The sequence below is a fragment of the Rhodococcus sp. 14-2496-1d genome (assembly GCF_002259365.1).
GTDB lineage: Bacteria > Actinomycetota > Actinomycetes > Mycobacteriales > Mycobacteriaceae > Rhodococcoides.
The window spans coordinates 321650-336802 of record NZ_NPFV01000018.1 but is presented as its reverse complement, the minus strand read 5'-3'; the positions used below and the strand labels follow the sequence as shown (position 1 = coordinate 336802).

Genomic DNA, 15153 nt, shown 5'->3' with positions numbered 1-15153 from the left:
GTCAGTTCTCCTGTTTCGAGGTATCGCCGAGCAGGCGGGTGCACAGGCGGTCGAACTCTTCGCCCCACCCCGCCTGATCGGTGCGTGCAAGTCCGCCGAGGTCTACTACAGTACGTCGTGCCTGGGCGTCGGCGGTGAGTCGGACCCAGATTCTGCGACGTTTGATCACCAGTGAGACGAGCAGTCCGCCCATCATCGTGAGCGCGAAGACGAGTACCCAGGTCTGAGCCGGGTCGTGCGAGACCTGAAGGTTGACGAATTCCTCCGCTCCGTCGAACGTGACGATCGTTCCGTCGCTCAGGGTCGCGGATTCTCCCGGCATCAGGTTGACGCGGTCCTGCTTCACGAGTCTGCCCTGGGCGATCATTTCCTGATCGAGCGAGAAGATGGACTGCGGCAGCCCGGTGTCGAGTCCGGTGTCGCCCTTGTAGATGTCGATGGCGACGGCGGGGTCGTTCATGGCGGGGAAGCTCGACGACAGCAGGCTTCCGTGGAACGACGCCGTCGGCGCGAACAGACCCTCGATGGCGATCTGATTCTTGCGCCGGTCGAGAGGGTCGGGATACAGGCCGCCGGGCGGGTCGACGCGCAGCACTCCGCTGGAGAGGAAGGTCGTGGCGTCCGTCGGCTGCCATTGGATGGTGTCGGTGCGGGTTTCGCCGTTGGGGAACGTCACGGTGAAGGTGGGTGCGTAGCCGTGCCCTTGCAGGTAGACGCGGTCCCCAGCGACGCGCAGCGGGTGGTTGACCTGAAGTTGGTCGTCGCGCCAGACGTTGTTCGTGAGGTCCTGGCCCGCCTGGTACTCGATGTTGGAGGTGAACATCTCGGCCTGGCCGGTGTCGAGGTAGTCGGCGGTGAAGTCCTTGACGCGCACGCACAGTGGCTCGAGGTCGGTGCCGTCGACGAGGTTGCCTGCGCGGAACGAGTCGTAGTTCGCCGGGGTCGAGGTGCAGAAGCCCGGGCCGTCGTCGGCGATGACGATGCGGTTGCCCTCGTAGCCGAGCAGCTTGCCCATGGCGATGGCGGCGAGCAGTCCGACGAGGGAGAGGTGGAAGACGAGGTTGCCGAGTTCGCGGACGTAGCCCTTCTCCGCCGACAGCGTCACTGCTCCGCTGTCCTCGGTTCTCTGGGCCACGCGCCAACCGCGCAACTGAGCGCGCACCTGTGCGGCGATCTCCTCCGGCGTTCCGTCGACGTCGTAGCGGGTGTGGTGCGGCAGGCGGGAGAGGTTACGGGGCGCGCGAACCGGCTTGGTGCGCAGTTGCTTCGCGTGCTCGATGCAGCGCGGCAGGATGCAGCCGATCAGCGAGATGAACAACAGTGCGTAGATCGCGGTGAACCAGAAGCTGCCGAAGACGTCGAACAGTTCCAGCTTGTCCATGATCGGGCCGAGGGTCGGGCGGTTGGCGATGTACTCGTCGACCTTGCCCGCGTTGAGGCTGCGCTGCGGCACCAGGGCACCGGGCACAGCGGCGAAGGCAAGTAGGAACAGCAGAACCAGCGCGGTGCGCATGCTGGTCAGGCCGCGCCAGGTGTTGCGAACCAGGGCCACTCCCCTGCCCAGCACCGATTGCTTGTGCGGCGGCGACGCTTCGGTGCGCTCTTCGGTGTCGGCGGTCATATCGGCAACACCACATCGGAGACGAAGGCGTCGCGCACCCAGCCGACGAACTGATCCCAGGCACCGGTGACCAGTGCAATTCCTACTGCTATCAACATGATTCCGCCGAACACCTGTATCTGTCGTGCATGTGTACGTAGCCAGCCGACGCCTCGCAGCGCGCTGACCGAACCGAACGCGAGGATCACGAACGGTAAGCCGAGACCGAGGCAGTACGCCACGATCAGGACGACGCCGCGCGCTGCCGTCGTACCGTCGGTACCTGCGGCCAACGAGATGACGCCCGCGAGCGTCGGCCCGAGGCACGGGGTCCATCCGAGTGCGAAGACGCCGCCGAGCAGCGGTGCTCCGGCCAGTGAGCCGATCTGTTTCGGCTCGAAGCGCACATCGCGCTGCAGGGCCGGGATCAGTCCGACGAACACCAGGCCCATGGCGATGGTGACGACGCCGCCGATTCGCATGAGCAGTTCGCGGTTGATCGCCAGGACGGAGATCGCTCCGAACACCGACGCGGTGGCGAGAACGAAGACGACGGTGAATCCGAGAACGAACAGTCCCGCCGCCCCGGCCACGCGCAATCGACCGCTGCGCACCTTCGTCTGCACAGCTGCCTCGTCGGCGCTGACGGCCGGAGCGTCGGCTCCGACGACTCCGGCGAGGTACGAGAGGTAGCCGGGCACCAGGGGCACCACGCACGGCGACGCGAAGGAGACGAGCCCGGCCAGCACGCAGGCCCCGAGGGCCAGGATCAGTGGCCCGGAGGCCGCAGCTTCCTGGAAACTCGCGCCGATCCCGGCCAGGTGAGTCACGTTCACTGCTGCACTGGCTCCTCGGCTGCCACGCGTTCGACGACGGGTTGCAGGTCCTCGGCGAGCAGCTCACGCAGGAACACTGCTGCGACGCGGTGCTGCCGGTCGAGCACGACGGTCGTCGGAATGACGGAGGTGGGAACGCCGCCGAGCGCGGTCAGGGTGCGCATGGGCGGGTCGTAGATCGAGGCGTAGCTGACGTTGTTGCTGACCACGAAGTCCTGTGCGGCGGTCTGCGACTCGTCGCGCACGTTGATGCCGAGGAACTCGACGCCGAGGGACTTGGTGGCCTCGTAGACGTCCTCGAGGTCGTCGGCCTCACCGCGGCACGGACCGCACCATTGGCCCCAGACGTTGAGAACCACGACGTCACCGTCGTAGTCCGACAACGAGGTCGTCTTGCCCTCGGTCATCAGATCCGGCCCGGACAGTTCGCCGATTGTGCCGCGTTCGTCGGGCTCGTAGAAGATGTCGGTCTGCCCGCCGGGTGAGACGAACTGGAAAGTGCCGCCCTGCGCCACCGCGTCGGTGCCGGTCGAGCATCCTGCGACAAGAGCGATGGCAGACGCTGCACAGACGGCGAGGAAAAATCTACGCACCGGTGATCCTCGGATCGGATGCTCCCGCGGGCTCGGAGTAGACGAGGTCCACGAGCTGATCGCCCTCGTAGACGAGCGAGGTCAGCGACGCGAGCCCGCACTGACGATTGCGCGGGTCGTGCCAGAGCCGGTCGCCCTGCAGGAACCGGCGCAGCGTCCACACCGGGAGCTGGTGGCTCACGCACACGGCCTCGTGCCCGACGGCTTCGACGCGGGCCGCGTTGACGGCGGCGAGCATGCGGTGCGCGATCTGCAGGTACGGCTCGCCCCAGGAGGGGGTGAACGGGTCGCGCAGCTTCCACCAGTGCCGTGGTCGGCGCAGGGCACCGTCACCGACGGCCACGCGCAGGCCCTCGAATTCGTTGCCTGCTTCGATGAGGTTCTCGTCCTCGGCGATCGACAGACCGTGGGCCGCTGCGATCGGCGCGGCGGTCTGCTGCGCGCGCAGCAGAGGTGATGCCACGACGTGAGTGATGTCGTGGCCGGAGAGCGCATCGGCCACTGCCTTGGCCTGCGACTGGCCGGTCACCGACAGCTTGAAGCCCGGCAACCGCCCGTACAGGATGCCCTTGGGGTTGTGCACCTCGCCGTGCCGGAGGACGTGCACGATGGTGCGCGTCGTCGAGTGCGGATGTGTTGCGGGGGCCTCGGTCACGTCGGGGTCCTGTTTCTCGCTAGTCGGGTGGTGAATCAGTTCGTTGCGGTGGCGGCAGCTGCGGCTTTCGCGGCGGCCGGGGCCGCGTCGGCGATGATCTCGAAGGCTCGGTCGTCGAGGGCAGCGGAGACGAACCAGGCCTCGAATGCACTCGGCGGCGGGTACACCCCGCGGGAGAGGAAGGCGTGGAAGAACGCCGGATATCGCCACGTCTGCGCGGCCTTGGCCTGCGCGTAGTCGGTGACCGGTCCATCGGCGAAGAACACACTCACCATAGTGCCCGCGAACTGCACGTGATGGGTGACGCCTTCGGCGGTGAGGGCGTCGCCGAGCAGTGTTCCGAGTCGCTGCGAGTTGGTCTGCAGCTTCTCGTAGACGGCTGCGTCGGCCAGTTGCAGACTGGTCAGTCCGGCCGCGACGGCGACGGGGTTACCGCTCAGCGTGCCTGCCTGGTACACCGGTCCGGCGGGCGCGAGATAGGCCATCACGTCCGCTCGACCGCCGAATGCCGCGGCCGGCAATCCGCCGGACATGACCTTGCCGAAGGTGTAGAGGTCGCCTGCGATTCCGTCGATGCCGTACCAGCCGGATGCGCTGACGCGGAAGCCGGTCATCACTTCGTCCATGATCAGCAGTGCGCCGTGCTCGGTCGCGAGGCGGCGCAGTCCCTCGTTGAAGCCGGTGACCGGAGGGATGGCACCCATGTTTCCTGCGGCTGCCTCGGTGATGATGCACGCGATCTGGCCCGGGTTGGCCTCGAAGGCCGCGGTGACGGCGGCGAGGTCGTTGTAGGGAACGACGATGGTGTCCGACGCCTGTGCGCCGGTGACGCCGGGCGAGGTCGGCAGTCCGAGCGTGGCGAGCCCCGAGCCTGCGTCGGCCAGGAGGGCATCGACGTGGCCGTGGTAGCAGCCCGAGAACTTGACGATCTTGGTGCGGCCGGTGAAGCCGCGAGCCAGACGCACAGCGCTCATGGTGGCCTCTGTGCCCGAATTCACAAGACGAACCTGGTCGACGGGGCCGACGCGACGCACGATTTCCTCGGCGAGTTCGATTTCGCGGAGCGTGGGTGCACCGAACGACAGGCCGGTCGCGGCTGCCTTCTGGACGGCTTCGACGATGGCCGGGTGGGCGTGTCCGTGGATCATCGGACCCCAGGACGAGATGAGGTCGACGTAGGAGTTTCCGTCGGCGTCGGTCATGGTGTATCCGCTGGCCTGCGTGATGAAGCGGGGCGTTCCGCCGACCGACGCGAAGGCACGTACCGGCGAGTTGACGCCGCCGGGAATGACCGCGCTCGCGCGGGCGAAGAGTTGGGCCGATACGGGGGCGTCGTTGCCGGGGGAAACAGTCACGACTTCCAGTGTCCCAGGTTCGGTGAAATCACCAACTACAGGGCGTAATAATCCGGAAAGCGGGGGATCGGCCTGTTTCGGTGGTTGAACGGCGAGTGCGCCGGGTAATCGGTGCCGATGACCAACACCGATGGCGTCAGCAAAGTCGCCGAATTGATGTCCGAAGCCGGGCTCTGCATGTTCACCACCGTCGGCCGAGACGGTCACCTCATCTCGCGCCCGATGGCGCTGCAGGAAGCCGAGTTCGACGGCGACCTGTGGTTCTTCGCCGCTCACGATTCGCGGAAGGTGAGCGACATCGCGGCGAACCCGACCGTCAACGTCTCGTTCCAGTCCGGCGAGGGCTGGGTGTCGTTGTCCGGTACGGCCGCGGTGGTCGACAACACCACCAAGGCCGAGGAACTGTGGAACACCCGAGCGGCCGCGTGGTTCGAGAAGAACCCCGATTCGCGCGAGGTCGACCTGATCCACGTGGCCGCTGAGGGAGCCGAGTACTGGTCCACCCCCGGGTCGAAGGTCTCGAACCTGTTGGCCTACGCCAAGGCCAAGATCACCAACGAGCGACCGGACCTCGGCGAGCACGACGTCGTCGAACTCGAACTACCGCACAATTCGACCGGCTAGTACCGATCGCGCCGGGCTCGCCCCGGACGGCAGCAGCTTCTACCGGTCAGTTCGTGCGGTGGTGTCCGTTGTCCGTGCGTGGGTCGACGGTGTCGCGAACCTTCTCCCCGGTACTACGCGGGTCGGCGCTGGTGTGCGTGGCGGCATCACGATCAGCGGCGTTTCGTGTCCCGGAGTCGTGCTGGCCGGGGAAGGTCTCGCCGATGTCTGCTCCGCGGCGATGCGCTCGATCGTGATCGTCCGACCGGCCGTCGTTGTCCGTGTGTGCGGCCTTGGCACCCGATCGGTGATCGACGTCCGGATCGAGTTCGTTCGCGCGAGCGAATTCGGCGTCCAGCTCATCGCGCGACTTCGCCGCAACACCCTGATGTGACTGAGCCTGCTGCGCGAGCTTGTCGGCCTCGGCTGCTTTGACATCCGCTTCTGCCTGGGCCCAGCGTGCCTTGGCCTCGCTTTCCCTCGCCAGCAGTTCACGCTCTTCGACGATTGCTGCGTCGTTGGCTGCCTTTTCGCGAATCTCGTTCGCTTCCAACCTCTTACGTTCCTTACCCTTGCGTGCGACGACGACGGCGAGGGCAACGACGACGAGTACGACTACTACTGCGACGATGATCCATACTGTGGTGCTCATTGGCGGACTCCCATGTTCTCGACTGCCGGACCGGCAGTCGATCTATGCCGGGTACCCGAGTAAAGACTCGACAAACTCACCGAAGGCACCGACCGCCACGGCTTCGAAAGCGCGCAACGGGAGCAGACCCGCCTCCTCCGGGATACACGCGATGAGCCCGACACCCGTCACGAGCGGCAGCTCGTCGAGGTTGACCCGCGCGGCCAGGCTCGGTGCGGCGGGCCACGACCCGATCACCAGACCTGCGCAGTCGACGCCGGCCGCCCGCGCTGCCGCAACGGTCAGAGCACTGTGGTTGAGCGTTCCCAGCTCCGCACCGGCCACGATCACGATCGGCGCAGACATCGCCCCGGCGACGTCGAGCACGGTGAACCCTCCTGCGCCCAAACGCACCGCCACTCCCCCTGCGCCTTCGACCAGCACGAGGTCGTTGGCTGCGTCGAGCTCGCGCACGGCTCCGATCACAGCGTCGAGTTCGAGCATCGGCCGACCCGATCGGCGGGCCGCGACGTCCGGGGCCAGCGGCTCGGGATACCGCGCCAGCTCCACTCCCCGAACGCCCGAAAGGCGTTGCACCACATCGATATCGGCTTCGTCAGGGTAACCGTCTCCGACGCCGGTCTGCGCCGGCTTGCACACCGCGACGGATCGCCCGCCTGCCCGCGCTGCCGCCGCGAGTGCCGCGGTGATCACGGTCTTGCCGACGCCGGTCGACGTTCCGGTCACCAGCAGAACCGTCACCACACAACCGCCGCATTCGACACCGCCGCGAGGACCGACGCGGCACGATCGATGTCGGTGTCGGTGAGATCGGCGCGCGCGGTCAGTCGCAGTCGAGAACCGCCGGCCGGAACCGACGGCGGCCGGAAGCATCCGACGCGGACGCCGAGCTCGAGGCAGTCCGCCGCCGCGCGCACTGCCCGCTGTGCGTCGCCCAGGATCACCGGAACGACCGCCGATGTCGTCGGTTCGACGCCGGCTGCGGCGGCGAGTTGTGTTGCACGTATACCGATCGAGTGCACCCGGTCGGGTTCGCCCCGCAGGACGGTCAGCGCGGCCGACGCCGCTCCGACGGAGGCGGGTGCGAGTCCGGTGTCGAATACGAACGTGCGTGCACCGTGCATCACCTGCGTGCGCACCGCTGCCGGCCCGAGCACCACTCCACCCTGCGATCCGAGGGCCTTGGACAGCGTTGCGGTGATCACCAGGTCCGGCGCTCCGGCGAGGCCTGCTTCGTGGACGGCTCCCCTGCCACCGTCCCCGCGTACACCCAATCCGTGCGCCTCGTCGACGACGAGCACCGCGTTCCGTCTCCGGCACACCGCGTACAGCTCGGCCAGAGGCGCGAGATCGCCGTCGGCGCTGAACACCGAATCGGTCACCACGAGGGCCCGCTGTTCGCGACGCTCGCGCAACAGCTGGTCGACGTGGCCGGTATCGCAATGTCGAGCGACGGCCACCCGGGCCCGCGACAGGCGGCAGGCATCGATGAGCGAGGCGTGCGACGCGGCATCGGAGATCACCAGCGCGTCTCGGCCCGCCAGTGCCGTCACGATCCCGAGATTGGCGGTGTAACCGGAGGAGAACACCAGTCCGGCCTCGGCTCCGACGAACTCCGCGAGATCCTCCTCGAGGCGCTCGTGTGCGGTCGTCGTCCCGGTGACCAGCCGCGATCCGGTGGATCCGCCGCCCCATCGGCGCACAGCGGCGCAGGCTCCGTCGATGACGGCCGGATGCCTGGACAGTCCGAGGTAGTCGTTCGACGCCAGATCGAGGATGTCGTCCTCGGCGGTGCGGGCGATCACGATGCGCTCGAGACCGTCCTCGCGTCGGGCGTGCGCGGTGGCGTCGAGCCAGTCCAGAGCGGTCATGGCAGCACCATACTTGAACGCCGTTCAAGTATGGTCGCGCGCCACCGCCACCAGGGCTTCGGCGATGGTAGCCACCTCCGCATCGGTACAGATGAACGGCGGCATCGCGTACACCAGACGCCCGAACGGCCGCAGCCACACTCCCGCGTCGACGGCCGCTGCCGTGGCCCGTGCCATGTCCACCGGACTGTGCATCTCGACGACGCCGATGCCGCCGAGAACGCGAACATCGGCGACTCCCGACAGCGACCGGGCCGGCGCGAGGCCGGCGGCCAGTCCCGACGCCAGAGCGGCGACCTCGGCGCGCCAGTCACGCGAGAGCAACAGTTCCACCGAGGCCACCGCGATCGCGCACGCGAGCGGATTGCCCATGAACGTCGGCCCGTGCATCAGGCCGCCGGCCTCGCCGCCCGAGACCGTCTCGGCCACCTCGGTGGTGCACAGCGTGGCCGCCAGGGTCAGATATCCGCCGGTCAACGCCTTGCCGATGCACATGATGTCGGGCGCGACGCCGGCGTGGTCGGCTGCGAACAACTCGCCGGTTCGGCCGAAGCCGGTGGCGATCTCGTCGAAGATCAGCAGGAGGCCGTACTCGTCGGCCAGGCGGCGTAGTTCCACGAGGTAGCGCGGGTCGTGGAACCGCATCCCACCGGCGCCCTGCACTATCGGCTCGACGATGATCGCCGCCAGTTCGCTCGCGTGTTCACCGAGTATCTTCTCGAATTCGGCGACGTAGTCGGCGTCGAACTCCACGGGCGGGGCCGGAGCGAACACCTGCTTCGCCAATACATCGGTCCACAGCGTGTGCATCCCGCCGTCCGGGTCGCACACGCTCATCGGAGCGAAGGTGTCTCCGTGGTACCCGCCGCGCCAGGTCAACAGCCGCGTGCGGCCGTTCTCGCCGCGCCCACGCCAGTACTGCAGCGCCATCTTCACCGCGACCTCGACCGAGACCGAGCCGGAATCGGCGAGGAATACCTTGTCGAGCCCGGCGGGGGTGATGTCGACCAGCAACTCGGCCAACCTGGCGGCCGGAGCGTGTGTCAGTCCGCCGAACATGACGTGGCTCATCCGGCCCAGCTGATCGTGCGCGGCGGCGTCGAGCACCGGATGGCGGTAGCCGTGCACTGCCGCCCACCACGAACTCATGCCGTCGATGAGCTGCCGACCGTCGGCCAACGTCAGCCGCACGCCCGACGCACTGTCGACCACCAGCGGCGTCGCACTCGCCGGAAACCGGCTGTAGGGGTGCCAGAGATGGTCGGAGTCGAGTCGACGGACGTCTTCGGAAGTCAGCACGCCAGAGCACACTGCCACAGCACCCGACCGGCCGTCCCGAGACTGGCGAGGTGGCGAAATGTCCGAATCCATTAGCATCGCAGCATGACGACGCGGACCGTGACGAGACTCGTGGGGGTGGTCGTGGCCGCAACGCTGACGCTTGCCGCCTGCGGGGGCACGTCCGCAGCGCCCGTGCCCACCACGACCGTTCCGGACTTCGCCGTCGACACCTCCACCCCCGTCGGTGCCCTCAACGAACGCATCCTGCGATGGATCAACGCCGAGGAGGCACCCGACCCCGCCGAGGTCGACGCCGTCACCGGACCCGAGCTGGCCGAGGCCGTCGCTCCGCTGGGTGGTCTCGCCGGGCCACTCGAACAGCTGCGCGCAGGCACCCCGAACGTGGCCACGGGGTTCGAGGCCGGTCCCGATTCCGGCGTTCTGCGTTTCACCACCGCAGGCATCCCGGCCACGATCACGACGTCGATCGGTGCGGACGGCAAGCTCGACGGCTTCCTGGCCCGGCCGGACACGCCCACGATCTCGTCGTTCGACGATCTCGACGCGGCACTGTCGAAGGTGGCTCCGAACTACTCCTACAGCGCGTCACGGCTCAACGGCGGCGACTGCGAGTCGATCTACTCCACCGATGCGGACTCGGTGCTGCCCCTCGGGTCGGTGTTCAAGTTGTACGTCCTCGGCGCGCTCACCGACGAGATCGAGGCAGGCACCGTCCGCTGGGACGAGCAGCTCACCGTTCGCGACGCCACCAAGAGCGCGCCGTCCGGCGAACTGCAGAATCTGCCCGACGGCACGAAGGTGTCGGTCCGCGACGCGGCCGAGAAGATGATCTCGTTGTCCGACAACACCGCAACGGATCTGTTGATGGATCGCCTCGGCCGCGACCGGGTCGAGCGTCAGCTCTCGGTCATGGGTCATCACGATCCGTCGGTGATGACGCCGATGATGGACACTCGGCAGTTCTTCGTCATCGGGTTCGGCAATCCGAACATGCGAGCCGAGTGGTCCGAGGCCGACCCCGACGCCCGGGCCGAGCTGCTCGAGCAGGCGGACGCGAGGCCGCTCGAGATCGACTTCGAGAACTTCGTCGACAACCCGGCGTCGGCCGACGGGGTCGAGTGGTTCGCCAACGCGCAGGACGTCTGTGCCGCGATGGGTTACCTGGCGACGAGTGAGTCGGCCGAGGAGAACCGTCGCATCCTGGCGATCACTCCGGGGGTGCAGCTCGACGCGGCGCTGTGGCCGTATTCGGGGTTCAAGGGCGGCAGCGCTCCCGGCGATCTGGCGGGCGCGTTCCTGGCCACCGATGCCTCCGGTCAGGACTGGATCGTCACCGAGCAGTTCCGGGCCGACGACGCGATCGATCCGATCCCGTCCAGCTACGCGTTCCTCGTCGCCCAGCAGGCTTTCGCACTGCTGAAGTGAGTGGGATTTGTAACATCGGTGTTACTGCTGCATTACACTCGCGGTCGTGGAGGCACAACACGAACCAGCCCAATACGCGTGGCCGGAGGGCTTCAAGGAGTTCCTGGTCGGTGAGTTCACCGACTTCAGCCCCCTGGTGAACAGGGCTCTGGAGGACAACTGCGCGTCCCTGTTCCACGACGGTCCGTACGCGAAATCGGGCTTCTGGCGCACCGTCCGCGCGGTGTGGAAAGAATTCGTCTGGCCGGTCTGAGATTCCGGCCTTCACGGGCGGCTGCAAAAGGTTACCGTCGAGTATGGCAACCACAACGGATCACCTTCGGAACACTCTGGACGGCCGCTGGCGAGATGTGAAGAACGAGGCGCGCAGGCAGCTTGCCCGCGACGAGTTCCGTCCGCACTACACGCCGAACACCGTCATCGCCCGCACCAAGGCGATGGAACAGCTCAAGCTTCTCGCCGCTGCAGGCGCTGCCGACAACGGCTTCAAGAAGGAACACGGCGGCACCGGTGATGTCGGTGCAGCGGTGACGATGATCGAGATGCTCGCGATGAGCGATCTGTCGCTGATGGTCAAGGCCGGCGTCCAGTGGGGGTTGTTCGGCGGTGCCATCGAGAATCTCGGCACCGAACGCCACCACGAGGCCTACGTCCCCAAGATCATCAGTCTCGACCTGCTCGGCTGTTTCGCCATGACCGAGACCGGTCACGGCAGTGACGTGCAGTCGCTCGAGACCACGGCGACGTACGACCCGAAGACCGACGAGTTCGTCATCAACTCCCCCACGCCGTCCTCGCGCAAGGACTACATCGGTGGTGCCGCCGAAACGGCGACGGTCGCCGCAGTGTTCGCCCAACTCATCACCGCAGGCCCGGGCGAGGAGCCCGAGAGCCACGGCGTGCACTGCTTCTTCGTTCCACTGCGCGACGAGAACGGTGACGACCTGCCCGGTGTCACCACCTCGGACTGCCAGTACAAGGGCGGTCTTCCCGGAGTCGACAACGGCCGCCTGATGTTCGATCACGTCCGCATCCCGCGAGACAATCTGCTCAACAAGTACGCCGACGTGTCCGACGACGGTACGTACTCCTCCCCGATCGAGAACAAGTCTCGACGGTTCTTCACGATGCTCGGCACGTTGATCCGCGGACGTGTCACGGTCGGCGGCAGTGCCGCGGCGGCTGCCCGTGTCGCCCTCGACATCGCGACGCGATACGCGTTGCAGCGCAGGCAGTTCTCCGCGCCCGATTCCGATCAGGAGGTCCTGATCATGGACTATCTGGTGCATCAGCGTCGACTGTTCCCACTCATCGCCAAGTCCTACGCCCTGCAGTTCGCGCAGAACGAGCTCGTGTCGAAGATGCACGAGCTGCAGACCTCGGACAATCCCGACGCCGAGGAGCAGCGCGAGCTCGAATCGAGGGCTGCCGGCCTCAAGGCGGCGAACACCTGGCACGCCACCGCCGCGATTCAGGAAGCGCGCGAAGCGTGCGGCGGCGCAGGCTATCTGGCCGAGAACCGGCTGATCTCGCTCAAGGCCGACACGGACGTGTTCACCACGTTCGAGGGCGACAATCATGTGTTGACGCAGCTGGTCGCGAAGGAGCTGCTCACCGCGTACGCCGACGACGTCAAGTCCATGAGCCCGGTCGAATGGGTCAAGTTCGCCGCCGACATGGTGGGCGACCGCGTCGTCAAACGCACTGCGGCCCAGGCGATCATGCAGACCATCCTCGATCGGCGTCAGGACAACGAGGAAGAGGGCTCGCTGTTCAACCGCGGCACCCAGGTCAAGATGTTCGAGGATCGCGAGGAGTACCTGCTCTCCACCGTCGCCCGCCGGCTGCAGTCCAAGTCCAAGGAGACCAGCCCGTTCGAGGCGTTCAACGCGGTGCAGGATCACGTTCTGCATGCCGCGAGCGCGCACATCGATCGGATCATCTTCGAGGCATTCATCGCCGGCATCGAATCGTGCGAGGACTCCACCACCAAGGATCTGCTCGACGAGGTCTGCGACCTCTACGCGCTGTCGGTGATCGAGGCGGACAAGGCATGGTTCATCGAACACCGCTACCTGTCCACCGAGCGATCCAAGGCCGTCACCCGCGCCATCAATGAGCGGTGCCGCACCCTGCGTCCGCACGCCGAACTGCTCGTCGACGGTTTCGGAGTACCCGAGGCGTTGGTCGGTGCTGCGATGCTCGGTGAGCCCGGGGCCGGAACCGAGGAAGAGCCGGCCGCGAACCCCAGTCACGCGCACTGACGCGTAGCCGGGTTCAGCCGGGAGTCACTGCGAAGACCCGGCAGGGACCGCCGGTCGCGCCTGCGTGCTTCGGTGCGCCGACGACGACCGTCGCCCCTGCCGGGGGCACCGCGTCCAGATTTGCCAGTGCCTCGACTCCGTATCGGCCTGCCCCGAGAACCGCTGTGTGAGCCGGGTATTCGCGGTCGTTCATCCGGTCGAGGCTCAGGGTGTCCACTCCGATTCCGACGATGCCCCGCTCGCGTACCAGCAGCTGCGCCGCGTCCGCGCCGAAGCCGGGGGCCGCACGTTCGGCCAGCCTGTTCTGCCAGCCACTGTGCATCACCACCAGCGCGCGGTCCGGAATCCGGCCGTGCTCGCGCTCCCACTGCGCGATGTCCTCGCTCGTCACCACGGCCTCGGGGTCGGACGCGGCCCGGGCGGAGATGTCAACCACCACCAGCGGGGCGATCAGATCCTCCAGGGGCAGGATGTCGGCCGTCGCGCCGCCCCGAATGCGGTGCGCCGGGGCATCGATGTGCGTTCCCGTGTGCTCCCAGTACGAGAGTTCGTTCACCAGGAACCCGCCCAGTTCGTAGGCGGCGACCGGCCGCATCGTGAACGGTTCGCTGCCCGGCCACACCGGAAACGTCGGGCTCAGGGTGTGGGTCAGATCGACAAGGCGGCCCGCCGGAATCGCCGAACCGACTACGGGTTCGGCGCGCGCCGCCCCGGCCGTCGCAACGGTCAACGCGGCGGCCCCCAACGATCCGAACAGCGCCCTACGGCCGATTCTGCGGTGAACGGTCTCGATGACCTCGGGGCCGCACATCAGTCGGCAGCGGGGGTGACCAGCAGAACCTTGTCGTCCGATCCGTTGTCGGTGGTCAGGAGGAATGCGCCGTCGTCGCCGAAGCTGGTGAGCGAGCGCAGTCGACCGTACGTACCCACCAGGGCGTCGGCCTCGTCGACGTATTCCGTGCCGTCCTCGGACAGCTTCAGAAACGTCAGCTTCTCGCCCTGCTGACTCGAGATCACCGCGGCCCCGTTCCAGGAACCCCATCCCGCGCCGTTCGCGAAGGTCAGACCGGGCGTGGCGATGGTGGGACTACCCGAGCTCCACACGGCGGCGAGTGCACCGGGCACGCGGGTCGGATCGGTCATCGGTACCGACTCGTCGTAGATGAACGGGAGTCGATCGGGGCGGTAGCCGTAGTTGCCGCCGGGCACCAGCAGGTTCATCTCGTCGTCTCGGGTCGTGCCCTGCTCCACCTCGTAGATCTGACCGGTGCCGGGTCGAATCGCCAGGCCTTGCACGTTCCGATGTCCCAGAGTGAAGATGCGATCCGGGGCGTCGGGTGCGGCGGTGCCGTCTGCATTGATATGTAGCACCTTGCCGCCCAACGAGTTCCGATCCTGCGGAACCGTCGGAGTCGCCGTGTCTCCGGTGCCGACGTACAGGGTGCCGTCGGGGTGGGCCAGGATGCGGCAGCCACCGTGACGACCGCCGTCGGCAACGGGAATGTCGTCGACGAGGGTGCCGGTGCGGGTCAGAGCGGTCCACTCCGGATCCACGGTCCACGAGAGCACGGCGATGTGGTTATCGCTCGCGCCTCCCGCACTTCCGGTTCCGGCGCTACCGGTACCGCCACTACCGCCGCCCTGCACACCCTGGCACGTGTAGATCGTTCTGGATGCGGCGAAATCCGTCGCGAGGGCAATGCCCATCAGGCCCGTCTCGCCGGACGCGTACAGGTCGTCGAGGTCCGCGGCCAGTTCGCGGGTGGCACCGCCGACGTCGCGGATCACGAACCGTCCCGAGCGTTCACCCGTCAGCACCGTTCCGTCCGGCGCGACCACCGCATCCCACGGCTTGGCGAGTCCGTCGAGCACGGTGGTGACCGTCAGATCGGGGAGCGGGTCGGCCTGCGCCGTCGCGGTGGTCGTACCGGCAAGCGTCAGGAAGACGCTGGCAACTATCACTCCGGAACTGGACACCAGCTTGTTCATCCACACTC

Annotated in this window: 15 protein-coding genes; 4 read left to right on the top strand and 11 right to left on the bottom strand. The window is 67.2% G+C overall.

All coding sequences use genetic code 11. The features are described 5' to 3' along the window. Position 1 precedes the first annotated feature (1 nt). The 5 genes from CH296_RS15185 to hemL are packed head-to-tail and all read right to left on the bottom strand — an operon-like array spanning position 2 to position 5039. Positions 2–1621 (bottom strand): cytochrome c biogenesis protein ResB, encoded by a 1620-nt coding sequence (locus CH296_RS15185; protein ID WP_094685115.1) that lies wholly within the window; start codon positions 1619–1621, stop codon positions 2–4. Further along, the gene (locus tag CH296_RS15180) at positions 1618–2436 is read right to left on the bottom strand and encodes a cytochrome c biogenesis CcdA family protein (protein WP_032393900.1); all 819 of its coding nucleotides are present in this window, start codon (positions 2434–2436) and stop codon (positions 1618–1620) included. Before CH296_RS15180 ends, CH296_RS15185 begins: the two co-directional genes overlap by 4 nt. Next, complete coding sequence (locus CH296_RS15175; RefSeq protein WP_045198940.1) at positions 2433–3029, bottom strand: TlpA disulfide reductase family protein; 597 nt, start codon at positions 3027–3029, stop codon at positions 2433–2435. Before CH296_RS15175 ends, CH296_RS15180 begins: the two co-directional genes overlap by 4 nt. Further along, complete coding sequence (locus tag CH296_RS15170; protein ID WP_045198939.1) at positions 3022–3684, bottom strand: histidine phosphatase family protein; 663 nt, start codon at positions 3682–3684, stop codon at positions 3022–3024. Before CH296_RS15170 ends, CH296_RS15175 begins: the two co-directional genes overlap by 8 nt. Before the next feature lie 35 nt (positions 3685–3719). Next, positions 3720–5039 (bottom strand): glutamate-1-semialdehyde 2,1-aminomutase, encoded by a 1320-nt coding sequence (hemL, locus tag CH296_RS15165; RefSeq protein ID WP_032393897.1) that lies wholly within the window; start codon positions 5037–5039, stop codon positions 3720–3722. A 117-nt stretch (positions 5040–5156) separates the two neighbouring features. On the opposite strand from hemL, the gene CH296_RS15160 reads away from it, so the two are divergent. Further along, positions 5157–5663, top strand: coding sequence for a pyridoxamine 5'-phosphate oxidase family protein (locus CH296_RS15160; protein WP_032394174.1), 507 nt, complete (start codon positions 5157–5159; stop codon positions 5661–5663). Positions 5664–5709: 46 nt separating this feature from the next. Here the strand turns inward: CH296_RS15160 and CH296_RS15155 are convergent, their stop codons facing one another. The 4 genes from CH296_RS15155 to CH296_RS15140 are packed head-to-tail and all read right to left on the bottom strand — an operon-like array spanning position 5710 to position 9461. Then, positions 5710–6294 carry a hypothetical protein gene (locus CH296_RS15155; RefSeq protein WP_094685114.1) on the bottom strand — a complete coding sequence of 195 codons (585 nt, stop codon included), beginning with the start codon at positions 6292–6294 and terminating at the stop codon, positions 5710–5712. A gap of 42 nt (positions 6295–6336) precedes the next feature. Then, positions 6337–7035 (bottom strand): dethiobiotin synthase, encoded by a 699-nt coding sequence (gene bioD / locus CH296_RS15150; RefSeq protein WP_094685228.1) that lies wholly within the window; start codon positions 7033–7035, stop codon positions 6337–6339. Then, positions 7032–8165: an 8-amino-7-oxononanoate synthase gene (locus tag CH296_RS15145; protein WP_094685113.1), complete on the bottom strand. Its 1134-nt coding sequence runs from the start codon at positions 8163–8165 to the stop codon at positions 7032–7034. Before CH296_RS15145 ends, bioD begins: the two co-directional genes overlap by 4 nt. 24 nt (positions 8166–8189) lie before the next feature. Then, positions 8190–9461, bottom strand: coding sequence for an adenosylmethionine--8-amino-7-oxononanoate transaminase (locus CH296_RS15140; protein WP_373557286.1), 1272 nt, complete (start codon positions 9459–9461; stop codon positions 8190–8192). Between the two features lie 87 nt (positions 9462–9548). Between CH296_RS15140 and CH296_RS15135 the strand changes: the two genes are divergently transcribed. The 3 genes from CH296_RS15135 to CH296_RS15125 are packed head-to-tail and all read left to right on the top strand — an operon-like array spanning position 9549 to position 13156. Further along, on the top strand, positions 9549–10892 hold the full coding sequence (locus CH296_RS15135) for a serine hydrolase (RefSeq protein WP_094685112.1): 1344 nt from the start codon (positions 9549–9551) through the stop codon (positions 10890–10892). Positions 10893–10938: 46 nt separating this feature from the next. Continuing rightward, positions 10939–11145, top strand: a complete 207-nt coding sequence (locus CH296_RS15130) for a hypothetical protein (protein WP_045198931.1) — start codon at positions 10939–10941, stop codon at positions 11143–11145. Between the two features lie 43 nt (positions 11146–11188). Beyond that, positions 11189–13156, top strand: a complete 1968-nt coding sequence (locus CH296_RS15125) for an acyl-CoA dehydrogenase (protein WP_032393893.1) — start codon at positions 11189–11191, stop codon at positions 13154–13156. Between the two features lie 13 nt (positions 13157–13169). Here CH296_RS15125 and CH296_RS15120 read toward each other — a convergent pair whose 3' ends face one another. Further along, positions 13170–13967, bottom strand: a complete 798-nt coding sequence (locus tag CH296_RS15120; RefSeq protein WP_094685111.1) for a cyclase family protein — start codon at positions 13965–13967, stop codon at positions 13170–13172. Then, on the bottom strand, positions 13967–15145 hold the full coding sequence (locus CH296_RS15115) for a sorbosone dehydrogenase family protein (protein ID WP_094685110.1): 1179 nt from the start codon (positions 15143–15145) through the stop codon (positions 13967–13969). The genes CH296_RS15120 and CH296_RS15115 overlap by 1 nt, the downstream gene beginning before the upstream one ends. Between the last annotated feature and the right edge of the window lie 8 nt (positions 15146–15153).